At 70.6% G+C, this 25,470-nt stretch carries 27 protein-coding genes; 12 read left to right on the plus strand and 15 right to left on the minus strand.

Features of this window, described 5'->3' with window-relative positions; genetic code table 11:
• Positions 1–22 precede the first annotated feature (22 nt).
• Both DT073_RS14520 and DT073_RS14525 read left to right on the plus strand, forming a co-directional pair.
• Entirely contained in the window at positions 23–568 is a 546-nt protein-coding gene (locus DT073_RS14520; RefSeq protein ID WP_124294036.1) for a universal stress protein, read from the plus strand.
• Positions 561–1,037, plus strand: coding sequence for a GyrI-like domain-containing protein (locus DT073_RS14525; protein WP_124294037.1), 477 nt, complete (start codon positions 561–563; stop codon positions 1,035–1,037). The genes DT073_RS14520 and DT073_RS14525 overlap by 8 nt, the downstream gene beginning before the upstream one ends.
• Here DT073_RS14525 and DT073_RS14530 read toward each other — a convergent pair.
• Positions 1,015–1,920, minus strand: a complete 906-nt coding sequence (locus DT073_RS14530) for an alpha/beta hydrolase (protein WP_124294038.1) — start codon at positions 1,918–1,920, stop codon at positions 1,015–1,017. The genes DT073_RS14525 and DT073_RS14530 overlap by 23 nt on opposite strands.
• A gap of 78 nt (positions 1,921–1,998) precedes the next feature.
• Positions 1,999–2,664 (minus strand): BON domain-containing protein, encoded by a 666-nt coding sequence (locus tag DT073_RS14535; RefSeq protein ID WP_124294039.1) that lies wholly within the window; start codon positions 2,662–2,664, stop codon positions 1,999–2,001.
• 176 nt (positions 2,665–2,840) lie between these two features.
• On the opposite strand from DT073_RS14535, the gene DT073_RS14540 reads away from it, so the two are divergent.
• Positions 2,841–4,529: a sensor histidine kinase gene (locus DT073_RS14540; protein WP_124294040.1), complete on the plus strand. Its 1,689-nt coding sequence runs from the start codon at positions 2,841–2,843 to the stop codon at positions 4,527–4,529.
• 226 nt (positions 4,530–4,755) lie between these two features.
• Here DT073_RS14540 and DT073_RS14545 read toward each other — a convergent pair whose 3' ends face one another.
• Entirely contained in the window at positions 4,756–6,153 is a 1,398-nt protein-coding gene (locus DT073_RS14545) for an MBL fold metallo-hydrolase RNA specificity domain-containing protein (RefSeq protein WP_240638629.1), read from the minus strand.
• Positions 6,154–6,284: 131 nt separating this feature from the next.
• On the opposite strand from DT073_RS14545, the gene DT073_RS14550 reads away from it, so the two are divergent.
• From DT073_RS14550 to DT073_RS14560, 3 genes are read left to right on the plus strand one after another with little or no spacing between them, the layout of a single operon-like run.
• Positions 6,285–7,262: a 1-phosphofructokinase family hexose kinase gene (locus DT073_RS14550; protein WP_124294041.1), complete on the plus strand. Its 978-nt coding sequence runs from the start codon at positions 6,285–6,287 to the stop codon at positions 7,260–7,262.
• 38 nt (positions 7,263–7,300) lie between these two features.
• Positions 7,301–8,140 carry a universal stress protein gene (locus DT073_RS14555; protein ID WP_124294042.1) on the plus strand — a complete coding sequence of 280 codons (840 nt, stop codon included), beginning with the start codon at positions 7,301–7,303 and terminating at the stop codon, positions 8,138–8,140.
• Between the two features lie 23 nt (positions 8,141–8,163).
• On the plus strand, positions 8,164–8,613 hold the full coding sequence (locus DT073_RS14560; protein ID WP_124294043.1) for a hypothetical protein: 450 nt from the start codon (positions 8,164–8,166) through the stop codon (positions 8,611–8,613).
• Positions 8,614–8,615: 2 nt separating this feature from the next.
• Here DT073_RS14560 and DT073_RS14565 read toward each other — a convergent pair whose 3' ends face one another.
• A complete protein-coding gene (locus DT073_RS14565; RefSeq protein ID WP_124294044.1) occupies positions 8,616–9,263 on the minus strand; it encodes a response regulator in 648 nt (215 codons plus the stop codon).
• A 166-nt stretch (positions 9,264–9,429) separates the two neighbouring features.
• On the opposite strand from DT073_RS14565, the gene DT073_RS14570 reads away from it, so the two are divergent.
• Entirely contained in the window at positions 9,430–9,996 is a 567-nt protein-coding gene (locus tag DT073_RS14570) for a pyridoxamine 5'-phosphate oxidase family protein (protein WP_164478210.1), read from the plus strand.
• Here DT073_RS14570 and DT073_RS14575 read toward each other — a convergent pair.
• From DT073_RS14575 to DT073_RS14600, 6 genes are all read right to left on the minus strand, one after another.
• Positions 9,988–10,992, minus strand: coding sequence for an alpha/beta hydrolase (locus DT073_RS14575; protein ID WP_124294547.1), 1,005 nt, complete (start codon positions 10,990–10,992; stop codon positions 9,988–9,990). The two genes, DT073_RS14570 and DT073_RS14575, sit on opposite strands and share 9 nt — an antisense overlap.
• 35 nt (positions 10,993–11,027) lie before the next feature.
• Complete coding sequence (locus DT073_RS14580) at positions 11,028–11,213, minus strand: hypothetical protein (protein WP_124294046.1); 186 nt, start codon at positions 11,211–11,213, stop codon at positions 11,028–11,030.
• A 67-nt stretch (positions 11,214–11,280) separates the two neighbouring features.
• Complete coding sequence (locus DT073_RS14585; RefSeq protein WP_124294047.1) at positions 11,281–12,654, minus strand: FAD-dependent oxidoreductase; 1,374 nt, start codon at positions 12,652–12,654, stop codon at positions 11,281–11,283.
• Positions 12,655–12,706: 52 nt separating this feature from the next.
• Positions 12,707–13,762, minus strand: a complete 1,056-nt coding sequence (locus DT073_RS14590) for a polyprenyl synthetase family protein (protein WP_124294048.1) — start codon at positions 13,760–13,762, stop codon at positions 12,707–12,709.
• Between the two features lie 39 nt (positions 13,763–13,801).
• The gene (locus DT073_RS14595) at positions 13,802–14,539 is read right to left on the minus strand and encodes a demethylmenaquinone methyltransferase (protein WP_276310436.1); all 738 of its coding nucleotides are present in this window, start codon (positions 14,537–14,539) and stop codon (positions 13,802–13,804) included.
• A 58-nt stretch (positions 14,540–14,597) separates the two neighbouring features.
• A complete protein-coding gene (locus DT073_RS14600) occupies positions 14,598–15,146 on the minus strand; it encodes a DUF402 domain-containing protein (RefSeq protein ID WP_124294049.1) in 549 nt (182 codons plus the stop codon).
• 57 nt (positions 15,147–15,203) lie between these two features.
• Here DT073_RS14600 and DT073_RS14605 point away from each other — a divergent pair, with 57 nt between their 5' ends.
• The 4 genes from DT073_RS14605 to DT073_RS14620 are packed head-to-tail and all read left to right on the plus strand — an operon-like array spanning position 15,204 to position 19,141.
• Positions 15,204–16,487, plus strand: coding sequence for an isochorismate synthase (locus tag DT073_RS14605; protein WP_240638630.1), 1,284 nt, complete (start codon positions 15,204–15,206; stop codon positions 16,485–16,487).
• Positions 16,484–17,740 (plus strand): amidohydrolase family protein, encoded by a 1,257-nt coding sequence (locus tag DT073_RS14610; protein WP_124294050.1) that lies wholly within the window; start codon positions 16,484–16,486, stop codon positions 17,738–17,740. Before DT073_RS14605 ends, DT073_RS14610 begins: the two co-directional genes overlap by 4 nt.
• Before the next feature lie 31 nt (positions 17,741–17,771).
• Positions 17,772–18,131 (plus strand): TIGR04076 family protein, encoded by a 360-nt coding sequence (locus tag DT073_RS14615; RefSeq protein ID WP_124294051.1) that lies wholly within the window; start codon positions 17,772–17,774, stop codon positions 18,129–18,131.
• Positions 18,128–19,141 (plus strand): LLM class flavin-dependent oxidoreductase, encoded by a 1,014-nt coding sequence (locus DT073_RS14620; RefSeq protein WP_240638631.1) that lies wholly within the window; start codon positions 18,128–18,130, stop codon positions 19,139–19,141. Before DT073_RS14615 ends, DT073_RS14620 begins: the two co-directional genes overlap by 4 nt.
• A gap of 25 nt (positions 19,142–19,166) precedes the next feature.
• Here the strand turns inward: DT073_RS14620 and DT073_RS14625 are convergent, their stop codons facing one another.
• From DT073_RS14625 to DT073_RS14640, 4 genes are read right to left on the minus strand one after another with little or no spacing between them, the layout of a single operon-like run.
• Positions 19,167–20,852: a DUF885 domain-containing protein gene (locus DT073_RS14625; RefSeq protein ID WP_124294052.1), complete on the minus strand. Its 1,686-nt coding sequence runs from the start codon at positions 20,850–20,852 to the stop codon at positions 19,167–19,169.
• 37 nt (positions 20,853–20,889) lie between these two features.
• Positions 20,890–21,768, minus strand: a complete 879-nt coding sequence (locus tag DT073_RS14630) for a polyphosphate kinase 2 family protein (RefSeq protein WP_124294053.1) — start codon at positions 21,766–21,768, stop codon at positions 20,890–20,892.
• Positions 21,769–21,815: 47 nt separating this feature from the next.
• Positions 21,816–23,612: a 2-succinyl-5-enolpyruvyl-6-hydroxy-3-cyclohexene-1-carboxylic-acid synthase gene (menD, locus tag DT073_RS14635; RefSeq protein WP_124294054.1), complete on the minus strand. Its 1,797-nt coding sequence runs from the start codon at positions 23,610–23,612 to the stop codon at positions 21,816–21,818.
• Between the two features lies 1 nt (position 23,613).
• Positions 23,614–24,078, minus strand: coding sequence for a PLD nuclease N-terminal domain-containing protein (locus tag DT073_RS14640; RefSeq protein ID WP_124294055.1), 465 nt, complete (start codon positions 24,076–24,078; stop codon positions 23,614–23,616).
• Positions 24,079–24,162: 84 nt separating this feature from the next.
• Here DT073_RS14640 and DT073_RS14645 point away from each other — a divergent pair, with 84 nt between their 5' ends.
• On the plus strand, positions 24,163–24,528 hold the full coding sequence (locus DT073_RS14645; protein WP_124294056.1) for a DUF4229 domain-containing protein: 366 nt from the start codon (positions 24,163–24,165) through the stop codon (positions 24,526–24,528).
• Here the strand turns inward: DT073_RS14645 and DT073_RS14650 are convergent.
• Positions 24,492–25,466 (minus strand): 1,4-dihydroxy-2-naphthoate polyprenyltransferase, encoded by a 975-nt coding sequence (locus tag DT073_RS14650; protein ID WP_124294057.1) that lies wholly within the window; start codon positions 25,464–25,466, stop codon positions 24,492–24,494. The two genes, DT073_RS14645 and DT073_RS14650, sit on opposite strands and share 37 nt — an antisense overlap.
• Between the last annotated feature and the right edge of the window lie 4 nt (positions 25,467–25,470).

The raw sequence follows: 25,470 nt of genomic DNA on the forward strand, positions 1-25,470 counted from the left end.
GATCGCGCACGACGATGGCCGCATGCGCGCCTCCCAGACCGACACCGCTGTCTCACCCGCCCCCGGTGAAGAGTCCCTCCCCTGGTCGCAACCGGGGATCCTCGTGGGGGTCGACGGCTCGGAATCCGCCGCCGCTGCGCTGGAATATGCGGTCGAGATCGCCCCGAAACTGGGGCTGCCCGTGCATGCCATGGCCGTCTGGGACGATCCGGGTCTGATCTGGGGAGACGCCCCCACGCCCGACGACGGCACGGACTACGAGGCGCTGGCACGCGATCTCGCGTCCCGCGCTGCCCTGGAGATCTTCCCGGCGGGGCCGCCACCGTGGCTGACCACCGGGACGCGCCGCGGCACGGCCGAGCACACGCTCGTCGACGCGTCGGAGCACGCGGCGATGCTGGTGCTGGGCTCACACGGCCGCAGTCGGATCGGCAGCCTCTTCCTCGGGTCTGTGAGCGCGGTGTGCGCCTCGCACGCGGCCTGTCCGGTGATGATCGTCCGCCACCGCCCGCGCCGCGGCACATCGTCGACGCCGGAGACGACGACAGCGGGTGGCGACCGTGTCTGACGATGTGCGCGTCGTCCGGCACGAGGCTGAGCTCACGGCGGGTGTTCGCCGACGCGTGGCGATGTCGGAACTGACCGACTTCTTCGCCGCGGCCTACACCGAGACAGCCAGAGCTTTGGAGGAGCAGGGGACGGCCCCGATCGGACCGCCGTTCGGAAAGTACTACGGGGTACCCGACACGACCGTCGACGTCGAGGCGGGCTTTCCCGTTGCGGGGACGGTGCGCCCGCAGGGGAACGTCCACCCCGGGGAGCTCCCGGCGGGCCTGGTCGCAGAGGTGATCCATGAGGGGTCCTACGACACCATGCATCAGACCTACGCGGCGGTGCAGCGACACTGCGACGCGGTCGGGTTGACACCGGGGCCGGTCTGTTGGGAGCAGTATCTGAGCGACCCCGAGGTCGAGCCTGATCCCGCGCGGTGGCGCACCCTGATCCGCTGGCCCGTCACCGATCCCCTCGGGGGGTGAGCAACGCGTCCTGGTAGAACGCGATCACTCGCTCACGCCACTGGTGACGGTCGGTGGTCAGGGCGCCGGTATGGTCGGCACCCGACGCCACCCACACCGATACCTGCGAAGGAGCGGCGGCCGCCAGGCGTTCGGCGACGAGTTGTTCGTCGGCTACCGTTCCCGCAGCGATCATCAGCACCTCGGTGTGCTGCGGGAGCATGCGAACGGCGTCGTCGAGAGAACCCGGCATCTCGGCGGGGCTGAGCAGATCGGTGAGAGTGAACGTGCCGGCATCCAGCAGATTCTGCAGGCTCCCTCGCAGCCCGTAGGTCTCCGAAAGCCACCATTTGTCCGCCGCAACCCTCCCGGTCGCCCCCTCCGCCACGACAGCGCGGATGCGGGGGTCGGACGAGGCCGCACCGATCGCTTCCTCACCCCCCATCGACAGTCCGAGCACGCCGACGGCGGCGATGGGCGGGTGCGCGCGGCCGAGCACCTCGTCCACGGCCGCGGTGATGTCCTCGTCGCCGTACCAGCCCAGCTCCATGCCGTGTCCTTCGCTGAGACCGTGACCCCGTGCGTCGGTGGCGAGAACGCTGAAACCCGCCTCGTTCAAGACCCGAGCATGCGCCTCGACGTCATTGGCCGTCGACCCGGCGCCGTGTCTTACGATCACCGCCGCTCCGTTGTCTCCGGCGAGGAACCATCCCGCGAACATCACTCCCGCCTCCGAGGAGAAGCGCACCTCCTGTGCACCGTCGGGTGTGCCCGGCCGGACGGGGTGGGGCGGGTGAGCCGCGGCGAGCGCGATGGACGAGCTGTAAACCCCCGACGCGAGCAGGACGACAAGGGCGGGGATGACGGCGAGCGACCACCAGCGAAGCGAGCGCGTCAGGGCCACCGCCGATCAGGCCGAGCGAGCCCCAGAGGAGCGGGTGTCCGCCGCGGTGATCATCAGCCACCAACGCCGGCACCCCGATCAGGCCGACGGGACGATGAGCCGATTGTCGACATCGGTGACGTGCGGCGTAGCCCACGCGGCACGTGTCGCTTCCTCGCGCTCGGTCCAGGTGGACACGGTGCCGGTGAGGGTGACCGTCGTACCCATCACCGCGACATCGATCTGTCGCGCCTGCAGCAGTGCTTTTCGCGATATCGCTCGCCGAATGCGATCCTCGGTGTCCGCGCTGGCCGGACGCTCCCGCAGAGTGATCATGTTGTCGACGGTGGAGACGCCCCGGAGGAGCTGCACGGCCCGCGTCGCGGCGTAGCGCTCGGAGTTTCCCCGCACCTCCCCGATGAGGGTGACGTCATGGCCGTGGACGATCGCCTGCACCGAGTCGGGCACGGTGATCGCCGCACGCAGGGCGCGCTCGACCTCTTTGGCGACGTCCGCTTGCGTCACCGGCCACTTGGTCCGCGGATGCACCGTCAGCGCATCGACGAGCGTGCGAACGCCGCGGACCCGAAGCGCTGCCTTCGTCGCTGCCCGTCGCTCGGCGTTCGTCGCCACCTCGCCGGAGAGCGTGACCGCGCCGCCACGCACGGAGACGCCGATCTCGGCAGCATCCAGGTCGGGATTCCCTTCCAGCTCCGCTTCGACGTCCGTCTTCACGATGAGATCGTGCTCCGTCTTTGTGGCCATGGTGAGCTTCTCTTTCCTTGGGGGGCGAGGTCATCGTGCACCTCCGCCCCTCGGCCGCTCGGGTCGTTGGTCCTGCGACGGGCGGTGATCGCCATGGGTGCAGCCTGCGCCTTGTCGCCGCACCTGCGGCGGAGTAGCGTGGGGTCTCCAGCGGACGCAGGGGGCGGGAGCGGTCCATGAGTGACTCCCCGGGTTTTCTCGACGGCTCGCGATCGGATCTCGAGAAAACCCTCGACGATCTGATCGCCGACGCTCAGCGCGTGCTCACCGCGGAGACGCGCGTGAGAAGCCTGCTCGCCGCCAACCGGGCAGTGACAGAAGAACTCGACCTCGACCACACGCTGCATCGGATCGTCGAGGTCGCCGCCGCCCTCGTCAAGGCGGAGTACGCGGCCCTGGGCGTTCTCGGCGGCGACGGCAGGCTGGAGCGGTTCATCCATACCGGAATGGACCCTGCCCAGGTCGAGGCCATTGGCCGCCTGCCCGAAGGACGTGGTCTGCTGGGCGCCGTCATCGAGGAGGCGCACACGATCCGTCTCCGCGACCTCGCCGAAGATCCGCGATCTGTCGGTTTCCCCCCGCATCACCCGCCCATGCACGGGTTTCTCGGAGTTCCGGTGCGTACGAGGGAAGAGGTCTTCGGCAACCTGTACCTGACCAACCCCGCGGCGGGGGAATTCACTTCCGAAGACGCGGAGCTGATCGAAGCGCTGGCAGCCACGGCAGGAATCGCGATAGACAACGCCCGCCTGTTCGAGCGAGCCGTGCGGCAGCGACGACTGGCCAGTGCGCTGTCGAGCATCAGCGGCGCGCTCCTCGCCCCTGCGGGCGAGGACCCGATGGACATCGTGGTCCGCGGACTCAGCGACGTCGTCGCAGCCGACCTCGTCACGATCGTGGTGCCCGAGCAGGAGGGGAGGATGCATCGGGTGGTCGCCGTCTGGGGGGAGCACGCCGAGCAGTTGGAGGGAACCCTCCACCCGGCGGAATCCTCGGTCGCCGAGCAGGCGATGAGGACCGGGAAGATCGCCACCGTGAGCCACAGGCGCTCCTACCTCGACGGCCGCCTCGTGCTCGGGTCCACCGCCGCGGTACCCTTCGTCGCGACGCAGGCCCCCACGGGAGCCATCCTCGTCGCACGACATCCCGACCGGCCGCACCTCACTCCCGCTGACCTCGAAGCGGTGTCCGAGTTCGCCTCGCAGGCAGGCATCGCCGTGACCCTCGCGTGGGCACGCCGCGATCGACAGCGACTGGAAGTGATGGAGGATCGAGCCCGAATCGCCCGGGATCTCCATGACCATGTCATCCAGCGCCTGTTCGCATCGGGCATCCGGCTGCAGGCCCTGGCATCGATCGACGGTCCGCACACCGCCGCGCTCGAGGGCGAGGTCACCGAGATCGATGCCGCGATCAACGACATCCGCGCGGCGATCTTCACCCTCCGCACCCGCCCCGAGTCGGGTGTTCCGGTGGCGAGGCACCGGGTGATCGACGTCATCACCGAACTCTCACCCACCCTGACCTCCCCTCCCCGTCTGACCTTCCGCGGTCCTGTCGACCTCGTTCTGAGCGGCGACCTCGCCGACGACGTCGTCGCGGTCATCCGCGAATCCCTTGCGAACATCTCCCGGCACGCCGGGGCGACGGCGTCCTCCGTGTCGGTCGAGGCGACCGACAGCGCTGTGACCGTGATCGTCGAGGACGACGGACACGGGCCGCCGTCGCACGTGACCCGCCGTGGGGGAACGAAGAACCTGGAAGACCGGGCGTCCCGGCGCGGGGGCACCTACGCGCTCACGACCGGCTCCGAGCGGGGCGCGCGGTCGGAGTGGCGCGTGCCTCTTCTTCCCGCCACGGGATGATGCGCAACGGCCACGAGACGCCACAGCACGGGGAGACGCCCGTCGTCGCGGTCGCGCCTCCCCTGGCTGCGGCAGCCTGGTGTCATGACGCAGCCCGTCACGACACGTCCGAAACGGCTGCGCGGGTGCGACCCGCGCTGTCACGATAGGCGCACGCAGCCGCCCTCCTCGGGACGAAAGTCTCTCCGGCGCCCGGCCCGGTGAGACGCGAAGGGTGGGCCACGGTTCAGATCGTCACCTTCTCCCCCTGCTCGGGGACGCGCGCAGCCCAGTGGAGTTCGCGCTCGATGCGCAGTCGCAGCGCATCGGCGGCCGCGGGCTCACCGTGGGTGACGTAGACCATGCTCGGCCGCGATCCGGTCCTCATCCAGTCGATCGTCTGACGGGCGTCGGCATGAGCCGACATGGTGTGCAGATGGTGCACCTCTGCGCGGACGGCGACGTCTTTTCCGAAGATCCTGAGGGTGTCGGCACCCGCGAGCAGTGCAGCGCCTCGTGTTCCTCCCGCTTGGAATCCGGTGAGGACGATGGCGTTCTTGGGGTCGGGCCCGTATGCGACGAGGTGATGCAGCACCCGGCCGCCGGTCAGCATCCCGCTGGCGGAGATGATGATCATCGGACCGCCGCGGAGATTCAGGAGCTTGGAGTCGTCGACGCTCCTGATCATCGTCGCGAGGTCGTACATGCGATCGAGTTCGGCCTGGTCGATCCGGTGTTCCGCGGCGTGTCGTCGATACACGTCCACGACGCTGACGGCCATCGGACTGTTGACGAAGATCGGGATGTCGGGGATTTCGCCGGCCGCCCGCAGGCGAGAGAGGTGAAGGAGGATCGTCTCCGTGCGCCCCACGGCGAAAGCCGGTATCAGAACGACGCCACCGGCTGCCGCGACCCTTCGCACGATCTCTCCGAGAACGACCTGCGGATCGGCCAATCCGTGGGAGTGATCGCCGTAGGTCGATTCCGTCACCAGGATGTCGCACGTCCCGAGCTCTTCCGGTGGCGGCATCAGCGGGTCATCCGGTCGTCCGAGATCGCCGGTGAATCGGACGACTCTGTCGCCGAGGCGCAGCGCGACCCCCGCCGCGCCGAGGATGTGTCCGGCGCGGATGAGAGAGAACTCGAACTCGTCGCCGATCCTCTGCGGCTCGTGGAAGGCCACGGGGTCCATCAGATGCATCGCCCGCTCGACGTCGTGCGTGTCGTAGAGCGGGCGCGGATGCTCGTGCCGAGACCATCCGCCCCGGGCGGCCGCCCGCGCTTCCTCCTCCAGGAGGTGGGCGCTGTCGGGAAGGAGGATCCCGCAGAGCTCCGCCGTGCCCTCGCTCGCGAAGATCGGGCCGTCGAAGCCGTCACGGACGAGAGCCGGCAGGTAGCCGGAGTGATCGAGGTGGGCGTGCGTCAGGATCACCGCATCGATCGAACTCGGATCGATGGGGAAGGGCGCGCGATTGCGCGCCCGCAGCACCTTGAAGCCCTGGAAGAGCCCGCAGTCGACCAAGACCCGGCGACCCGCACGCTCGACGAGGAACCGCGATCCCGTCACGGTGTCGGCCGCGCCGAGGAACCGGAGCGATCCTCCTGTCCCGGTCATGATGCGGTCCATGACCTCTGCATCCGCCATGACGCCTTCTCCTGTGCTCTCGTCGTCCATACAAGCGAGGGCGCGGGCGTGAGGAGGGGACCAAAGACCCGGGAGCGGGGCGACCGCCGATAGACGCTGATGTCGCCGTCACGGCCGGGCAGGAGGACGCCATGCACCCCGCAGCAATCGTGACGCTCACCATGAACCCCGCCCTCGACGTGTCCACCTGCATCGACCGGCTCGAGCCGGAGCGGAAGCTGCGGTGCGATCGGCCCCAGTACGATCCGGGCGGAGGCGGGGTGAACGTCAGCAGAACCATCCGACAGCTGAACGGACGGTCGCTGGCGATCTGCGCGCTGGGAGGGCCGTCGGCTGACACGTACCTCGGTCTGCTCGAGCGAGAAGGCGTGGAAACCGTCATCGTTCCCATCGGGGGGACGACCCGCCAGAGCTTCACGGTCACGGAGACCACCACGGCGTGCCAGTACCGGTTCATCCTGCCCGGCCCGGCTCTGACGGAAGCGGAGTGGCGGCGCTGCCTGCAGATCGCGGTGGAGCGGAGCCCACGCGAGGGATACCTCGTCGCCAGCGGCAGCCTCCCGCCCGGCGTGCCGACCGACTTCTACGCACAGCTGTCGAAGGCCGCAGTCCGTCACGGGAGCCGGGTGGTCATCGACACGGCGGGCCCGGCCCTGGCGGCAGCCCTCGACGCGGGGGTCTTCCTCATTAAGCCGAGCCGCGACGAGCTGGCGCACCTCGCCGGGATCGATCCCGGGTCGTCCCTTCCCGAACTCGTCGGCGTCGCCCGGTCGCTCATCCGTGCCGAACGCACGGAGCTGGTCGCGCTCAGCCTGGGCCGGGAGGGGGCCGTCCTGATCTCGCGCGACACCGAGATCTTCATCCCCGTTCCCGAAGTCAGGGTGATCAGCACCGTCGGGGCCGGCGACGCCTTCCTCGGCGGATTCATCTCGGCCCTCGCCACGGGCCGGGAACGGGGGGACGCGCTCCGGGTCGCCGTCGCAGCGGGAACGGCGACCGCAATGCGTCCGAGCACCGAGGTGTGTCGCAACGAGGACGTCGAACAGCTGCTGACACGTCTGACGCCCTCAGGGACTTTGTACCTTTCGCCGGAGCGCGGCTCGGCCTAGCCTCGACGCCACCCAGCTCTCGATACCGAAGGTCGCACATGGAATCGATCGTGCTCGGCTACGACGGCTCGCCGGCGTCGGTGGCCGCGCTGTCATGGGTAGCGGCGCGGGCTGCCCGCACGGTCGTCGGCGTCGATGTCGTGACGGTGATCTCGCGCTTCGCGCAGGAACGGAGTTCCGCCCTGCGACACCTCGGTAACGCCGAGGGCTTTCTTCGGGATCGCGTTCCCGGCATCGGGGTGCAGCTGCACCGGCTCGAAGGCGGCGTCGAGCCTGCCCTGACCCTCATGAGCAGCAACGCCGATGTGGTGGTCCTCGGTGTGACCCTCGGCCGCCCGGTCCGCGCGGCTCTGTCGGGTGCGCTGCCGCTGCAGGTCAGCGCCCGCTCCCGTGCACCGGTCGTGCTCGTGCCTGCCGACTGGTCCGACCTCGGCGACCCCGTCACGGTGGGTGTGAGCGCGGACGACAGTTCGGATGCCGCCGTCGCCTTCGCCGCACGCGAGGCCGACCTCACGAGCGTCTCCCTGCGGTTGGTCCATGCCTGGCAGATGCCTCCTCCGTCCTTCGCGAGCGACGCGGTCCCCACGGTCGATGCCGTCATGGCTGAACACCGAGGCGTTCTGGACACGCGGATGCGCTGGGTCATCGCCCGTTATCCGAGCATGGGCCTCCGCAGCGACCTGGTGCGCGACCTCGCCGGACCGACGCTTCTCCGACACGCCGCGCACTCGTCTCTCCTGGTCATCGGAACTCATCACCGCGGCGTGGTGCAGGGCCGCCTGAGCGGATCCGTGGCCCAGGACCTGGTGTGGCGGGTGCCGTGTCCCCTCGCAGTCGTGCCCGCGGAGACGACGGATGATGAAGGAGAGGAAGACTGATGCGCGCCATCCGAATCGCACTCATGACGGTCCAGACATTCATCGCACTGACCGCAGCGCTCGGGGGTGTCGCCCTCATCGTCGGCACGCTGTTGCCGTCCCTCGCGACTGTCTTCATGCCTCCCCTGGACTATCTGGCGGGCTCCCCGTTCTCCTCCTACCTCGTTCCGGGCCTGGCGCTCCTGCTGGTGGTGGGCGGGACACAGGCGGCCGCGCTGCTGCTCACGCTGATCCGCTCGCCGTGGTCTGCGGTCACCAGTGCGCTGGCGGGATTCGCCTGCCTCGCCTGGATCTTCGTGCAGATGATCTACATCCCCTTCAGCGTGCTCCAGCTGGTGTACGCGGCGCTGGGGGGCATCGAGCTCGCGCTGACCATGTTGACACTGGGGATCTGGGACCAGCGGCACGTGACCCACCGGTCGACCTTCGTCGCCGCCTCACGTTCCGAACCCGGACGCACGCACCGCGTCTGACGTCACCCGTCGGCGCGCTCCTGCGTGTGGTGCAGCTCCACGATGGCCGCCTGGGTGCGGCTGTCGACACCGAGCTTGCGAAGCAGCGACGAGACGTAGTTCTTGACCGTCTTCTCGGCGATGCCGAGGCGCTCACCGATCTGGCGGTTGGTCATGCCGTCCGCGATCAAGCGGAGGATCTGGCGCTCGCGCAGGCCGAGCGACCCCCATCGCGGGTCGTCGCTGTCGGCCTGGCTCCGAAGCGCCTGGGCCGAGCGCTGTCCCAGCGGACTGTCCACCAGGCGCCGTCCGGCGGCGATGGCGCGGATCGCCGCCACGAGCCCGGTTCCCCGGATGTCCTTCAGGACGTAACCGGCCGCACCGGCGAGCGTCGCAGCGTGCAGCGCCGCATCGTCGTCGAATGCGGTGAGGATCAGGCAGCGCACGTCGGGGAGACGCGACCCGATCTCCCGGCACAGATCGATCCCGTTCCCGTCAGGCAGATGGACATCGAGAACCGCGATGTCGGGGCGCGTCGCCTCGATGCGGCTGAGCCCATCACGGATTGTCCCCGCCTCGCCGATGACCTCGATGTCGGAATGAGCCTCGAGGATGTCGGCCAGCCCACGGCGGAGGATCTCGTGATCGTCGACGAGGAAGACGCGGATCATGACGGACTCCTTCCGGCTGAGCCCCGGATCCACGGCGATACGGGTCGGGCGTTGCGATCAAGGCTACGGTCGCGCAACCACCCAGAGAAGACCCGCACGGGACCTTCGTTCCTCCTTCGCTTCGCGACAGGGGTTCGGATGGGAACCGGAACGGAAGGAGTCCCCCTTGGCCGAGACATCACGCGCACGAGATCTGACCACCGCGGAATGCTGGTCGCTGCTCGAGAACGGGGACATCGGACGACTCGCCGTCACCCGCACCGACGGAACGCCGGATATCTTCCCCGTCAACTTCGTCGCGCATGAGGGAGCGGTGTACATCCGCAGCGCGCCCGACGCGAAGGTCGTCAGTCTGGACGCGCGGCCGGCCGCCGCCTTCGAGATCGACGGTCACGATGACGACGGAACGTGGAGCGTGGTCGTGCGAGGCACGGCGGCGCGCACCGTCGACGACGTGGAGATCGACGGCAGCGGTATCCGGCGGATCGTGACGGTGAGTCCTCGCCACAAGCCCCACGTTCTGAAGCTGGCGGCCCGGACCGTGACGGGTCGGCGATTCACCGACCCGGTCCCCGTTCCGTCTCCGGGCGACGAGCACGGCATCTCCTTCCCCAGCAGCAGGCCGAGGTTTCTCCGCCCCGAACCCATTCCCTCGCACCGTCCATGGTCGGAGGGCGTGTCGCTCGAGCCATCGGAAGAGAGCCGAGAGGCGTCGGATCCGCCGTCAGCGTGACAGCATCGCGGTCGTCCAGCGCCCCATCCGCTCGTAAGCCTCGGCGCGCGCCTCGCGCCGGGACAGGAAGACATCGTGCAGCGCGCCGTCGATCCGCTCGATCGTCACCGACGAACCGAGCTTGAGCGCCGCGCGCGCGATGTCGTCGACCACCAGCACCGAATCGGCGCGGGTGAGCTCGTCATCCCACCGCGTCGGCGCGACGCTCCGCGCCGACAGCAGCACGCAGACCGGCACCGGGATACCGAGGCCTTTCGAGACCGCCGCGTGACCTGCGACGATCGCCCGCATCCACCCCACGTGCACGGGCAGGCTGCGTTCCGGTCGCCACGCGACATCCACCTGCACGGGGTCGTCGGCATCCGCCACCTCGGCCTGCGCCCGCGCGTAGAAGCCTCCGTCCACCTGTGGCCACAGATCCAGCGGCCGACGGCGGGAGTGGATGTCGAGCACCGGCGTGATCGCCTGCCGCACCGACGCGCTCAGCTGGAATTCGAGCCATGGGCTGTTCAGGACGATCGCAGCGGCAGCGCCCGGATGACGCGCGGCCCACAGACTCAGGGTCAGCCCCCCGGTCGAGTGCCCGAAGAGCACGAGGCGTCGCTCCCCCGTGCCATCCGCTCTCCTCCCCATCGCGGTCAGCGCTTCGGCGATGTCGGCGTCGTAGTCGGCGAGGTCGCCGATGTAGCCCGGTGTCTGACCGGGCCGCAGGCTCCGGCCGTACTTCCGCAGGTCCAGCGCGTAGAATCGCGCGCCGCGCTCGACCCAGAAGCGGGCGAGACGCGTCTGGAAGAAGTAGTCCGACCAGCCGTGGACGTAGAGCACGTCGACGTCGGCGAAGGGCCGCGGTCCTCCGGAGAAGAACTCCCTGAGGGAGCGCCGAGGCATCAGCCGCACGAGCGTCGCGACGACCGCGCCCTCGTCGTCATCGGGGAGCGGCAGCGTCTGCTGCTCGAACGGCGCCCCGAGGACATCCGGCACCCAGCCCTCGGTCATCCGATCGGCCGCGCCCGGGGTCACCGACCCGCCGGCTACCAGTTGCCGGGGTTCGAGTCGCGATTCTCGTGACGGCTGAGTGTCACCGGCAGCGCCACCGCGGCGCAGATGATGAGCACCCCAGCGGCGAACAGCACGGCGCCGAAGTCAGGGAAGTTGAAGCTCGCCCCCAGGATCCACATCCCGCCTACGAGCAGGACCATGTACAGCGCGATCAGCATGGGGTGACCTCCTGGTGAAGGGAAACTCCCCCCAGCCTATCCGGGTCGCAGCACCTGCCGCAGGCGACTACTCCCCGCGCGAGACCGCGATCATCTCGTCACGCGGCACGACCTTGATCCGCGCGCGGCCGTGCGGCGCGCCGAGAGCCACCTCATGCTCGTCGAGGCGGTGCCAGCCGTCGAGGTCGGTCCACGCGACGCCGCGCGATTCCAGCAGCGCGGGGATGGCCTCCTCCGACGGATCGGTCGGCTGCCACCACGAACCCTGGTCGTTGATGATGTGACGCACGGTCTCCATCGCGTCGGACTTGGTGTGGCCGATCAGGCCCACCGGTCCGCGCTTGATCCATCCGGTCGCATAGACGCCGGGGACCCGCTCATTCGAGTCCTTGCGCAGCACCTGACCCTCGTGGTTGGGGATGACCCCGTGGCGCTTGTCGAACGGCACTCCCGGCAGCGGCGACCCGAAGTAGCCGACCGCGCGATAGATCGCCTGCACGGCGATCTCGCGCATTTCGCCGGTGCCCACGACACCGCCCTCGCCGTCGGGACGGGTGCGCTCGTACACGAACGCCGACACCCGGCCGTTCTCGTCGGTCTTCACCTCGACGGGCTTCGCCCAGAAGTGCAGATGCAGGCGACGCGAGGCCTCACCCCCGGCGTTGTTGACGCTCGGGCGCTTGCGCCACGCCTGCAGCACGCGGTCGATGACCATCACCTGCTTGTTGCTCGCGATGGCGTCCTTCGACGCCTCGTCGTAGTCGAAATCCTCGTCGTAGACGACCATGTCGACATCGCGCAGCTCACCGAGCTCGCGAAGCTCGAGCGGGGTGAACTTCACCTGCGCGGGGCCCCGGCGGCCGAACACGTGCACGTCGGTCACCGGCGAGGCCTTCAGGCCCTCATAGACGTTGTCGGGAATCTCGGTGGGGAGCAGATCCTCGGCATGCTTGGCGAGCATGCGCGACACGTCGAGCGCGACGTTGCCGTTGCCGATGACGGCCACCGACTCCGCCTCCAGCGGCCAGGTGCGCGGCACGTCGGGGTGGCCATCGAACCAGCTGACGAAGTCGGCCGCACCGTAGGAGCCCTCGGCGTCGATCCCGGGGATGCGCAGGTCGGTGTCGCGCACCGCCCCGGTGGCGAAGATCACCGCGTGGTAGTGCTGCTTGAGGTCGTCGAGCGTGATGTCCTCGCCGAAGCGGACGTTGCCGAAAATGCGGATGTCACCGCGGTCGAGCACTTCGCGCAGCGCCGTGATGATGCCCTTGATGCGCGGATGGTCGGGCGCCACCCCGTAGCGCACCAGTCCGTAGGGGGCGGGCAGCTGCTCGAACAGGTCGATGGAGACATCGAAGCGACGCTCTGCCTTCAGCAGGATGTCGGCGGCGTAGATGCCGGCGGGTCCTGCACCGACGATGGCAAGCCTGAGCTTGGTCATGAAGTCCTTTCTGACGGATGCCGCGCCGCGGCGTTCCCGGAGACGCCGCCGATCAGCTCGCGCGATCGGCGACCGCCCGCGCGAAGCGCGTCAGCGCGTCGCGCACCGGCCCCTCGGGCAGTGGCTCCAGCGCATCGATCGCTTCAAGAGAGTACCGGTGCGCGAGCTCGCGCGTGGCCTCGGTGGTCTCGTGCTCTCTCAGTTCGGCGAGAGGACCGTCGAGGATCGCGGGGTCGGCGCCCTCGGCGATCCGCTCCACGCCCTCGTCGATCGTCTCGCGCAGTCGCACCGCGTCGGCGTCTCGTCGCTGACCGAGCAGCAGGAACGGCATCGTGGGAACGCCTGCGCGCAGGTCGGTACCGGGGACCTTGCCGGTCTCACCGGGGTCGGGCGAGAGGTCGATCACGTCGTCGAGCAGCTGGAAGGCGACACCGGCCTTCTCCCCGAACACCACCATGGGCGCCTCGAAGGCGGGGTCGGCGTCGGAGAAGATCACCCCGGCCTGCGCGGCCGCGGCGATGAGCGAACCGGTCTTGTCCGAGAGCACCTGCAGGTAGAACTCCACCGGGTCATCGTCCTCGGTGGCCCCGACCGTTTCGTGCATCTGTCCGAGCACGAGACGCTCGAAGGTGTCGGCCTGGATCCGGATCGCGCGCTCCCCCAGCCGCGCCATGATCTGGCTGGCGCGGGAGAAGAGCAGGTCGCCGGTGAGGATCGCGACGTTGTTGCCCCACACGGCGTGGGCGGACGGCACCCCTCGACGTTTGTCGGCGACATCCATCACGTCGTCGTGGTACAGCGAGCCGAGGTGGGTCATCTCCAGGGCCGAGGCCGCCTCGACGACCTCATCGGTGACCCCGTCGCCGAGCTGCGAGGTGAGGAGCGCCAGGGTGGGACGCACGCGCTTGCCGCCGGCGTTGTACAGGTAACGGCTGGTGGCGTTGGCGAGCGCGTCGGTCACGCGCAGTTCGCTGCGCAGGTGTTCGTCGACGCGCGCGAGCCCGTCCTCGATCGCCGCGAGAAGGCGACGGGCGCCGGGCCCGGCGAAGACCCGCTCGGTCAGGCTCAGCTGACCGGTGATCGGCGAGCCGGGAGCGGAAGGAGTCACGGATCCAGCCTAGCGGCGCGCGGATCGCAGGCGGTCGCCTCAGGGCTTGCGGCCCCGGTGCAGGGCGACGATGCCCATCGACAGGTTGCGGAACGCGACATCCGTCCATCCCGCCTCGCGGATCCACGCCGACAGCGTGCGCTGATCCGGCCAGTCGCGGATCGACTCGTTCAGATAGTCGTACGCCTCGGCGTTCGAGCTCACGGCCTTGGCCACGGTCGGCAGCACGCGGTCGTTGTAGAAGCGGTACAGCCGGTTGAAGGCGCCCGACGGCGGCTGCGAGAACTCGCAGATCACCACGCGTCCGCCGGGCTTGGTCACCCGCCACAGCTCCCGCAGGGCCTTCTTCGGATCGTTGACGTTGCGAAGACCGAACGACATGGTGACGGCGTCGAACTCCGCGTCGCCGAAAGGCAGGTCGGTCGCGTCCGCCTGCACGAACGTCAGGTTCCGGATGCCGCCGCCCGGCGACGTCGCTCCGTAACGGCGCTCGCCTTCGGCGATCATCCCGGGTGAGAAATCGGCGGCCACGACCTGGGCTCCGCTCTTGGCCAGTGCGACGCTGGAGGCGCCGGTGCCGGCGGCGAGGTCGAGGATGCGCTCGCCCGGTCGCGGCGAGACCGCGCGGGTCGTCGCCGCACGCCACATCCGGTCGTTGCCGAGGCTCAGCACGGTGTTCGTCCGGTCGTAGCCGCGGGCGACCTGATCGAACATGCCGCTGACGCGTCGCGGGTCCTTGCCGAGGTCGGCGCGGTTGGGTTCGCGATCGGTCGTCACGGGTCGAGTCTAAGCGCGTCGCCGTCGTCGCAGACCGGACGAGCACCGGTCTGCATCCTCAGAGGTTCAGCGCCTCGAGCCGTGAGAGCCAGTGGGCGGGTGTCGCCTCGTCGAAGGGCGCGACGCCCGCGCGAACCTTCTGCTCGAGGTCGACCGCGAGCGACTCGAGGCGCGCGACGATGTCGAGCGGATAGCCGTAGGCCACCCGGTGCTCGTCCCACTCGTCGCGGTCGTCGATGTAGATGCCCCGCTCGGTGTGCTTGACGACATCGAGATCCATGTCGACCCCGACCGGCGCACCGTCTCGCCAGCCCACATCCCAGCCCAGGTCGATGTAGATCTGCGTCCGGTTCGGATCCGCGTTCCGGGTATAGGCGTACTCCCCGCTCGGAGGGAGCAGCATCACACACGCCTGACGCGTCACCATCTGCCGTCCGGGCCGCTCGCTGATCCAGCCGGCGGGCTGGCCGACCCAGTCGCCCCACCGGTCGCTGCCGAGATACACGCAGTCGTGCTCCCAGTGCACCCCGCCGTTCCATTTGCGCCAGCGGAAGCGCACGCGCTGCCCGATCTCGGGGCGGGGGGCGGATGACGAGGCGTCGGTCACCTCGTCAATATACGGCGTCGCCGTCCGGCCCCGGGCGCCCGGATCTAGAGTGGAGCCGTGATCTCCCCCCTCCCCCGGCTGGTGGTCGAGACCTCTCCGATCGATCCCGTCGAGGAGCTGCTCCCCTTCGCCGATGCCGCGTCACCGCTGTGCTGGATTCGCCGCGCGGAGGGCATCGCCGGATTCGGCGAGGCGCTCCGACTCGAGGAACCCGGAGGTCAGGACCCGGACGGCGAACCGCGCAACGCGCGCATCGCCCGCCTCGCCGACGTGTGGCGAGAGGTGGCGTCGCACGCGCGGGTCGACGATGCGGTCGGCGTTCCCGGATCGGGACTGGTCGCTTTCGGCGCGTTCAGTTTCACCGCCGCATCGGCCGCATCGAGCGTGCTCATCGTGCCGCGCGTCATCGTCGGCCGGCGGGGCGGACGCGGGTGGATCACCTCCATCCGCACCGTCGACGAGGCGGCCGTCGAGCCCTCCCCCCGCCGTCTCGGCCCGTACTGGCCGGGTGCGGTGGGCCCGGGCCGGATGACGCATGAGGGGTATCAGTCGGCGGTCCGCGCGGCGGTCGGTGCGATCGGCGCCGGAGAAGTCGGCAAAGTGGTGCTCGCCCGCGACCTCGTCGGCGCGGTGCCGCACGACGCCGACCTCCGCCGCCTGGTGCGAGCTCTTGCGACCGACTACCCCGACTGCTGGACCTTCGCCGTCGACGGCCTCATCGGAGCGAGTCCTGAGACCCTCGTCACGGTGCACGACGGCACCGTGACCGCCCGCGTCCTCGCCGGCACGCGCGCCCGGGGGGCCGACGCCGACGCCGACAACGCCGCATCGCTCGCGCTCGCCACGAGCGCGAAGGATCTCGACGAGCACCGGTACGCCGCCCACAGCGTGCTGTCCTCCCTCCGCCCCCACACCAGCGCCCTCGCCTCGAGCGAGCAGCCCTTCACCCTGAAGCTCCCCAACGTCTGGCACCTGGCCACCGACATCGAGGGCACTCTGGACGACGGGGCGTCGTCGCTCGACCTCGTCGCGGCCCTCCACCCCACCGCCGCGGTGGCCGGTTCTCCCACGGAGGCCGCCCTCGCCGTCATCCGCCGCCTGGAGCCCTTCGACCGGGGACGATATGCCGGGCCCGTGGGCTGGGTCGACCAGTCCGGCAACGGCGAGTGGGCGATCGCGCTGCGCTGCGCGCAGTTCGGCCTCGACGGGGTCGACATCCACGGCGACGGGATCCCCGTCGTCGCCCACGCCGGGGCGGGCATCGTCGCCGGCAGCGACCCGGAGGCAGAGCTGTTGGAGACACGCGTGAAGTTCCGTCCGATCGTGGACGCCCTCGCATGAGCGGCGCCGTCCCTTCGCTTCCGACCCGCGGCGACGCGGTCCTGGTGGGCCTGAACCTCATCGACGGCGTCGAGCCCGAACCCCGCGACGGCGTGGCCCTCGTCATCGCGGACGGCAGGATCGCGCGGGTCACGACCCCGGGCGATGCGGTGACCGGGGCCGAACGGGTGATCGACCTCGACGGCGCCTTCGTCATGCCGGGCCTGATCAACATGCACACGCACTTCTCACTGTCCCTCCCGGGATCCGGCGGCGACGCGGTCAGCAGCCTCAGCCCGCACGAGCTCTCGCTGTACATGGCAGACGGCGCGCGCCGCACTCTGCTGTCGGGGGTGACGACGGTGCGCTGCGTCGCCGAGAAGGGCGGCGCCGACTTCGCGCTGCGCCGCGCGATCGCCGCCGGTCACGTGCCGGGCCCCCGCATCTACACCGCGGGGCGCGCGCTGTGCTGCACCGGCGGACACGGGTTCGACAGCGACGACACCCTCGAGTGCGACGGCGCCGACGCGTTCGCGCGAGGGGTCCGTTCGCAGGTCAAGGCCGGCGCCGACCTCATCAAGCTCATGATCTCGGGCGGCATCGCCGGCGAGCACGAGGAGATCACCACGCCCCAGCTCACCCGCGAGGAGATGGCCGCGGCGATCTCGACCGCCCATGCGTGGGGCCGCAAGGTCACGGCCCACGCCGGGCCGGCGGCCATCATCGCCGAAGCGGTGGCGCTGGGCCTGGACTGCGTCGAGCACGGGTACGAGCTCACCCCCGAGGTCGCCCGCCTCATGGCCGAGCACGGCACAGCGCTCGTGCCGACGCTCGTCGTCACCCGGGCGAGCGCGTTCTTCGACGACCTCGGCGTGCCGGCGTGGATGCAGCAGCGCTCCCTCGGCGCGGGACCGCGCCATATGGCCTCGTACCGCCACGCACTCGACGCCGGCGTCGAGGTGCTCCTGGGCAGTGACATGCCGCCGTTCTGGAACTTCGAGGGGACGACCGCCGTGGTGCGCGAACTCGAGCACATGCAGGCGGGCGGCCTCGCCGCCCCTGACGCCGTGCGCGCAGCGACAGCCGCTCCCGCCCGCTGGCTGGGCGCCGAGGGTCACCTCGGCACCCTCACGCCGGGCGCATGGGCCGACCTCGTCGTGACCCCGGGCGACCCGATGGCCGACGTCAGCGCACTCCGCGACCTCGACCTGGTCATGAAGGGCGGTGTCGTCGTCCGCGACGACCGGGGCCGTGTCCGCGGCGCCTTCGCGTGAAGACGCGCGAGCGACTGACAGGATGAGCAAGATGAGCACCGTGAACCCGACCGAGCCTGCCTCCGAGAGTGGCGACGGCGCCACCTCCGATCTCTACGACCTCCGGGTCGTCGTCGAACGGATCGAGGGCCGGTCGGTCTGCGGCATGGCCGTGGGCGACCACATCGATCTCGTCGAGAGCAGCCGGCTGTGCCTTCCCGACGGCGGTCACTTCTGCCTCTACGCCCTCCAGGCCGTGCTCCCCCTCCTCCCGGCCAAGCAGCGGCAGCTTCCGGCCGGCGATTGGCTGGAGAGGGATGACCTCGTCGCCTGCCCCGACCCCGAGGAGCGACTGATCATGCGGATCGAGCGCACCGGCATCCGCTCCATCCCGACCGACGAGCTCACGTGAGCCGCCCCTCGCACCGGGTGCAGGTGAGCCTGGGCCTGCAGACCGACAAGCGCCTCGGCGAGTACGGCGCCCTCGCGCGCCTGGCCGAGGACCTCGGCTTCGACGGGGTGAGCGTCTTCTCCGATCTGCTCTATCAGCCGCCGATCGCCGCGCTGCTGGAGATGGCGGGCGCCACCTCCCGCATCCGGCTCGGATGCGCGTGCTGGAACCCCTTCACCCTCCATCCGTATGAGATCGCCGGTCAGTTCGCGCTCGTCGACGACGCGTCCGAGGGCCGTGCGTACCTGGGCCTCGCCCGCGGTTCGTGGCTCGAGGCCATCGGGCTCGAGCCCGAGCGGCCGATCACTGCGCTGCGCGATGCCGCCGGAGTGATCCAAGCCCTGCTCAGCGGCGCGGGTGAAGGGTACGACGGCCGGGTGTTCCGTCTCGAACCGGACGTGCGGCTGCGGTATCCGGTGGTGCGTCCGCAGGCCCCGGTGCTCATCGGCTCGTGGGGCCCGCGAGGCATGGCCCTGGCGGGCGAGATCGCCGACGAGATCAAGATCGGCGGCTCGGCGAATCCGGCGATGGTGCAGGTCGTGCGTGAGTGCCTCCGCCCCGGTGCGCAGAAGGCGGGTCGCGCCGAGGGCGAAGTCGGCGTCGTGCTCGGCGCCGTGACGGTCGTCGATCGCGACGGCGATGCGGCCCGGGCGCTGGCCCGGCGTGAGGTGGCGATGTACCTCGACGTGATCGCCGCCCTCGACCCGACCGTGGATCTTCCCGAGGGGCTGCTCCCCGGCATCCGCTCCCGGCTCGCCGAGGGCGACGAGGAGGGCGCGGGACGCCTGGTCCCCCGCGACGTGCTGGAGCTGTTCGCGTTCGCCGGCACTCCCGAAGACATCGCACGCCAGGCGCATCTCCTGATCGATGCCGGTGTCGACCGGATCGAGTTCGGAACCCCTCACGGCCGGGTGCCTGCCGAGGGGATCGCGCTTCTCGGGCGTGAGGTGCTGCCGCAGCTGGCGGACTGACCGACGGCGCGTCGGCGGCGGTCGCTCAGCCCAGCAGGCGCTCGCGGAGCGGGTCGAGACCCATCGGACCGAGCGCCAGCGCGTCGCGATGGAATCGGCGGAGCGAGAACGCCTCGCCGTCGACGACCTCCCGCGCGTCGCGGGCCTGAGCCCACAGACGCGCACCGACGCGGAACGCCAGCGCCTGACCCGGCCAGCCGAGATAGCGGTCGACTTCGAATCCGGCGAGCGCCGGCTCGACGAGGGCGAAACGCTCGAGCAGATCGCGGGCGAGCTCGGATGTCCAGGGCTGCGCGGGGACGATCACGTCGCCGGGTACCGGCCACCCGGTGTGCAGCCCGATGTCGGCGACGATGCGCACGGTGCGCCAGATCTGTCCGAGGAGGAGCCCCAGCCGCTCGGCGGGATCGCGGATGAGACCGAGTTCGTCCGAGAGCTGCTCGGCGTAGTGGGCCCACCCTTCGGCGTAGCCGTGGATGTGGCAGAGGTGCCGCTGCCACGGGTGCAGACCCGGATCGGAGGCGGTGACGACGAACTGCAGGTGATGACCGGGGAGGCCCTCGTGGTGGACGCTCGTCACCTCCTGCCAGCTGGCCGCGACCGGGATGCCGCTCGGAATCGTCCACACGATGCGGCTGGGTGCCGATCCATCCGGCGGCGCCGGGGTGTAGTAGACGACACCGCTGGATGCTTCGGAGACGACGCACTCCACGCGATCGACGGTCGGGGGCAGCTCGAAGGCGTCCGCGAGCGCGGAGATCGTCTCGGACACGCGGCTGCGAAGCCACGCGCGGATGGCGGGGATGCCGTCGAGCCGGTAGCGCGGGTCGACGTCGAGAAGGGCGGCGGCCGTGCGCACCGGGTCTTCACCCCCGCCCGGCACGGCTGAGCCCCCGAGGGTCGTGGCGAGCTCGCGCGACGCCGCGACGAGCCGGGTGAGCTCGGACCATCCCCACGCGTACGTCTCGGCGAGGTCGATCGAGGCGCCGAGCATCGCCGCGGCCATGCTCGGGTAGACCTCCGCCCCCACCCCGTCGACCGTCGGGGCCACGGGTCGCAGTTCGTCGCGGAGCACCCCGACCAGCTCGCGCAGGGCGTCGGCGCACAGGTCACCGGCGGTGCGCAGCCGGGCGCGGGTGGCGGAGTCGACGGCGTCATCGACCGGGATCGTGCCGAACCAATCGGTGTCGATCCACCGCTCGACCTGCGCGGCGAGCGTGTCGAGCTGCCGCACGGGCGCCACGCCTCCCCCGGTGAACCGCGCGGTGTTCTCGCGGGCCCAGCGCAGGCTGTCGATGTACTGGCGGGTGGCGGCGGGTACCGCTTCGATCCGGCGCAGCAGCGCCTCGCCCGCGGCATCCGCAGTCACGGTCAGGCCCTCGACGGCGTAGCGCACGAGATGGATCGGAGTGGCGAGCCCCGCGACGAGCCGCGGGGTGAAGCCGGTGTCGAAGAGCAGCCGCTCGCGCTCCATGCGCTCCCGGAGGGCTGCGCGAAGCGCGGGGTCGCCGACCTCGGGGGCGAGGGCGTCGAGCCGGGCGATCACCTCGCCCTGCAGCGCGTAGCGCTCCTGCAGCCACGCCGCAGACAGATCCGGGAGGGCGGGTGCATCACTGAGGCCGATCGCCTGCGCCGCATCGGGCTCGCGTTCGGCGAGGCGGGCCACGTAGTGGTCGGCGATCAGGTGGACCGGGTCGGTGCTGGCGCTCACCGACCCAGCCTACGGACGCGCGGTCGAACCGGTGGTCCTAAGCACTCGAGGCGGGCATCGTGGCGGCCAGCCGCTCCTTCTCGCGTTCGACGTCGAACGTCGCCGCAGGCCACCGCGGGTCGAGCGTCTCGAGCGCTTCCACGAGAAGGCGCTGCACGGCGATGCGCGCGTACCACTTGCGGTTGGCCGGAACCACATACCAGGGCGCGGCGGCCGTCGAGGTCCGGTCGAACACCGTCTGGTACGCCGCCATATAGTCGGGCCAGAGCGCGCGTTCGTCCACGTCGCCGGGGTTGTACTTCCAGTGCTTATCGGGCCGGTCGAGCCGCTCCATGAGGCGGACGCCCTGCTCGGCGTACGAGATGTGCAGCATGACCTTGACGATGCGGGTGCCGCTCGCCACGACGCGCGCCTCGAAATCGTTGATGGCGTCGTAGCGCCGCTCGATCTCGTCGGCCGGGGCGAGGGCGCGGACGCGCCCGACGAGCACATCCTCGTAGTGCGACCGATCGAACACCCCGATGAATCCCGGCTCGGGGAGGCGTCGCTCGATACGCCAGAGGAAGTCGTGCGCGAGCTCCTCGGGGGTCGGCTTCTTGAACGCGGTGAGCATGACGCCCTGGGGGTCGACCGATCCGACGACATGCCGGACGATCCCTCCCTTGCCGGCGGAATCCATCGCCTGCAGCACGAGGAGCACGGCCTGGTCGGCCGCCCCGTTCCTGCTCGCGGCGTAGAGACGCTCCTGCAGCTCATCGAGTCGGGAATCGTCGGCCAGGTCGGCGACACCGTCGGCTTTGGAGCCGTCGTAAGCCGGGGTGGCGTCGGGGTCGACGGCCGCGAGCTCGAAACCCTCCTCGACGCGAAGGGCGATCGCGGGGTCGCCGACCCAACCGGTGTCTTGTGCCGTCGTCATCCCGCCATGATGTCCCACCGTGGGTTGACGAGGGAAGAGCGGGGCGGTCAGCGGGTGAGCGGCACTTCGACGAGCAGACGCGACGCGCTCCCGGAGGTGAGCGCCTGATCGAGTTCCGACCGCGTTGCGGCCCGCCGGTACTCCCACCCGTAGGCGCTCGCGATCGCCTCGAGCCGCACCTCGTGAGGGGTGTAGAGCACGCGGTCCATGGCCTCGGGTCCGGCGACACCCGCGACCTCGAGCCCGTCGAAGATCGTTCCCCCGCCGTCGTTGCCGACGATCACCTGTATCCGCGGTGAGGGTTCGGCCGGCGGCACGAGCAGCGCGCCGACGTCGTGGAGCATCGCCAGGTCTCCGAGCAGCACCCGCGTCACACCGGCGGCCGCACCGCCGACGGCGTCCTGGCTGGCCAGGGCGATCCCCGTCGCGGTGGCGATCGTGCCGTCGATGCCGGCGAGACCCCGGTTGGCGTGTACCCGCACCTTCTTGCCGCCGAGCAGGCTGTCAGCCACCCGCACCAACCGCGACGAGCCGAACATCAGGCGGTCGTGGGGCCAGGTCGCGCGCCACACCGCGTCGACGAGCGCAGCGCGGTCGACCGGTGCACGGAGCACCGCCAGCTCAGCAGCGATCGCCGGGAGCCGCTCATCGGGCACGGCCGAAGACAGCGCATCGGGATCGGGCGCGGGAGGGCTGAGATCGATGGATGCCGCCTGCGAGGCGCGCATCCAGGCACCGAGCCATTCGCGGTCGGTCGCTCCCGGGGCGACGGAGACGGCGTCGACCTGCAGGGTCGAGCCGTTGAGGTTGAGCGCCTCGCCCGGGCCGCGGACCGCGAGCACCGTCAGGTCATCGCGCGAGAGGAGGGAGGCGACCTCGCGACTGAGCGTGGGGTGGCCGAACACGACGACGCGTTCGACGCGGCCGCCGAGCGCAGGGTCGGCGAGCAGCGCGCGATACCCGTGCACCAGGTGCCGACCGAAGCGCGCGCCGCTGACGATCTCGGCGATGAGCGGCCACCCGCCCTCGTGGGCGAGCGCCTCCGCCCCGGCACCGGCGTCGGCCCCGGCGACGACCACGGTGCGGGGACCGCGTTCGAGCACGGTGCCGAGGTCGGTGTCGGTGGCGCTCGCCTCGTGCGCTCCCTCCGACCCGCCGATTCCCCCGCCGCCCTGGTAGAGAGCGCCGGAGGGTTCGGGCGGAGCGGCGTCGGAGGCGTCCGCGCCGGCCCGCGCAGCGAGCCACGTCGGCAGGGCGCCGGCGAGCGGGTCGCGGTACGGCAGGTTGAGGTGCACGGGCCCCGCGGGTCGCCCGGTCTCGCCGCGCGCGGCGGCGAGCGCTTCGCCGGCGGTCTGGCGCAGCATCGTCGTCTGGTCGCTCCCACCCGATCGGTCGACCTCGGTCGGGACGGGGAGATCGGCATCCCACCGCGTGAACCCGGCGTACAGACCGGGCTGGCGCGTGGCTTGATTGGCGCCGATGCCGCGCAGCTCCGGCGGGCGGTCGGCTGTGAGGAGGATCAGCGGCACCCCCGCGTGATGGGCCTCGAGCACGGCCGGGAGGTAGTTCGCCGTCGCGGTTCCCGACGTGCAGACGAGCGCGGCCGGCATCCCCGTCTCGCGTCCGATCCCGAGGGCCACGAACCCCGCCACGCGTTCGTCGATGCGCACGTGGAGTCGCACGGCGCCCCGCCGTTCGAACTCGGCGGCGACCAACGCGAGCGCCTGCGAGCGCGAGCCGGGGCTCAGCACGAGGTGTCGGACACCGCCGGCCACGAGCGCCCCGATGAGGGCTGCGGCGGCATCGGTCGAGGGAGCCTGCGCCCCGGAGGTGTCGCGGGTCACCTCAGCTCAGCGGTCCGCGGGTGCCGAGCGGGTCATCGTCATCGGCCGGTCGCTCCCCCGTCCGGGCGGAGCGGTCGCGACCGCTCGAGGGCGGTTCGATCGTGCTGTCGGGCGCGGCACCGTGCTCGGGCGGCAGGAAGCGGGGGTCATCGGCCTCGGCATCCAGCTGCGCGAGTTCTTCTTCGAGGCGGCGGATGCGCTCGTCCTGATCGCTGATCGAGCCGATGCGCCCCAGGAACTCGGGGTCGTCGTCGGGAGCGCGACGCGCGGCGATCGTCTTCTTGCGCAGTCGTCCCACCACGAACCACAGCGCGCCGCCGAGCACGGGGAGGAGGATGACGATGAGGATCCAGATCGGCTTGCTCACACCCCGATGGCGGTTCGGCGGCTGCAGGGCGCAGTCGACGATGCTGTAGACCCAGAACACCGTGGCCAGCAATGCCGCGATGAGGAGCACCCTCGTCATGGGTCCATCCTAGGCGCGCTGGGCTGGGCGGGGCCTGGGGGTCGGGGGCGGAGGGGAGGAGGGAGCCCGACGTAAACTGGAGCCGTGAAAGCCCGATCCGCCCTGGTCTACTCCGTGTTGCGGCTTCTGGCGTTCCTGGTGCCCTTCGGCATCATGATGCTCTTCCCGATCTTCCAGCAGCTCTACTGGCTCGCGGCGATCTTCGCCGCCCTCATCGGGCTGAGCCTGTCGCTGCTGTTCCTGCGCCGCCCGCTCAACGAGGTCACCTCATCGCTCGGCGCCGGCCGCCGCGAGCGCGCGGTCCGCGCCGAGAGTGCGGCCACCGACGCCGATGCGGATGCGGAGGATGCCGCCGCCGACGCGATCGGTACTGACGCGCGGGGTTCTGACGCGAGGGGTGAGCGTGCGGGCGATCAGCCGACGAACGCCCAGAACAAGAACACCCCGTAGGTCAGCGACGCGAGCGAGCTCAGCGCCAGCGCGACGACGAGTTCCCTGGGGAGCCGGTACGTCCAGACGATGAGCACCGCCGGGAGCGCCGCGAGCAGACCGAACAGGGTCAGCCACGCGATCGGGTAGAACAGCGCCAGCCATCCGGAGATGACGAACGGCACGAGGATCAGCACGGTGAAGAGCACCTGCGACCCGCGGCGCCCGATCAGCACCGACAGCGTGCGCTTGCCCGCCGTGCGGTCCTGATCGATGTCGCGGAGGTTGTTCGCCAACAGCACGGCGCATGCGAACAGGCCTGCGCCCACCGCCCCGAACCAGGCCTCCTGCGGCAGTGCGAGCGCCTGAACCCAGGTCGTCCCGAGGGTCGCGACGAGGCCGAAGAAGAGGAAGACGACGACCTCGCCCAGCCCGTAGTACCCGTAGGGGCGCTTCCCGCCGGTGTAGAACCAGGCCGCGACGAGGCAGACGGCGCCCACGAGCAGCAGCCACCACTGCTGGGTGCGGATGACGATGGCAAGGCCCGCCACCGCGGCGAGCCCGAAGAACACCAGCGCCACGATGAGCACGGTGCGCGGCTTCGCCTTGCGGGCGCCGGTCAGCCGCGCGGGGCCGACGCGGAAGTCGTCGGTGCCCCGGATGCCGTCGCTGTAGTCGTTGGCGTAGTTGACCCCGATCTGGAGGCACACCGCCACCGCGAGGCAGCACAGCGCCACGACCCACCGGAGCGAGTCGAGCACGAGCATCGAGGCGCCCGTGCCGATGAGCACCGGGGTGACCGCGAGCGGCAGGGTGCGCAGGCGCGCGGCGCCGATCCAGTCGCGCGCGGTCGCCTTCTGCGGCGCGCGGGTCGGGGCGACCGGAACCCGCTGCGGGTTGCCGCCGGGGCGGGGGCGGGATGCCGGACGCTTGCGCTTCTTGCTGGAGGTTCGTGCCACGAGG

The organism is Microbacterium sp. ABRD28, assembly GCF_003850245.1.
Lineage (GTDB): Bacteria > Actinomycetota > Actinomycetes > Actinomycetales > Microbacteriaceae > Microbacterium.

Bases quoted from the DNA above. Each gene is read 5' to 3' on its own strand.
- DT073_RS14520 (WP_124294036.1), top strand. From the start codon at position 23: ATGCGCGCCTCCCAGACCGACACCGCTGTCTCACCCGCCCCCGGTGAA.
- DT073_RS14535 (WP_124294039.1), bottom strand. From the start codon at position 2,664: ATGGCCACAAAGACGGAGCACGATCTCATCGTGAAGACGGACGTCGAA.
- DT073_RS14540 (WP_124294040.1), top strand. From the start codon at position 2,841: ATGAGTGACTCCCCGGGTTTTCTCGACGGCTCGCGATCGGATCTCGAG.
- DT073_RS14545 (WP_240638629.1), bottom strand. From the start codon at position 6,153: ATGGCGGATGCAGAGGTCATGGACCGCATCATGACCGGGACAGGAGGA.
- DT073_RS14550 (WP_124294041.1), top strand. From the start codon at position 6,285: ATGCACCCCGCAGCAATCGTGACGCTCACCATGAACCCCGCCCTCGAC.
- DT073_RS14555 (WP_124294042.1), top strand. From the start codon at position 7,301: ATGGAATCGATCGTGCTCGGCTACGACGGCTCGCCGGCGTCGGTGGCC.
- DT073_RS14560 (WP_124294043.1), top strand. From the start codon at position 8,164: ATGACGGTCCAGACATTCATCGCACTGACCGCAGCGCTCGGGGGTGTC.
- DT073_RS14565 (WP_124294044.1), bottom strand. From the start codon at position 9,263: ATGATCCGCGTCTTCCTCGTCGACGATCACGAGATCCTCCGCCGTGGG.
- DT073_RS14575 (WP_124294547.1), bottom strand. From the start codon at position 10,992: ATGACCGAGGGCTGGGTGCCGGATGTCCTCGGGGCGCCGTTCGAGCAG.
- DT073_RS14580 (WP_124294046.1), bottom strand. From the start codon at position 11,213: ATGCTGATCGCGCTGTACATGGTCCTGCTCGTAGGCGGGATGTGGATC.
- DT073_RS14585 (WP_124294047.1), bottom strand. From the start codon at position 12,654: ATGACCAAGCTCAGGCTTGCCATCGTCGGTGCAGGACCCGCCGGCATC.
- DT073_RS14610 (WP_124294050.1), top strand. From the start codon at position 16,484: ATGAGCGGCGCCGTCCCTTCGCTTCCGACCCGCGGCGACGCGGTCCTG.
- DT073_RS14615 (WP_124294051.1), top strand. From the start codon at position 17,772: ATGAGCACCGTGAACCCGACCGAGCCTGCCTCCGAGAGTGGCGACGGC.
- DT073_RS14630 (WP_124294053.1), bottom strand. From the start codon at position 21,768: ATGACGACGGCACAAGACACCGGTTGGGTCGGCGACCCCGCGATCGCC.
- DT073_RS14640 (WP_124294055.1), bottom strand. From the start codon at position 24,078: ATGACGAGGGTGCTCCTCATCGCGGCATTGCTGGCCACGGTGTTCTGG.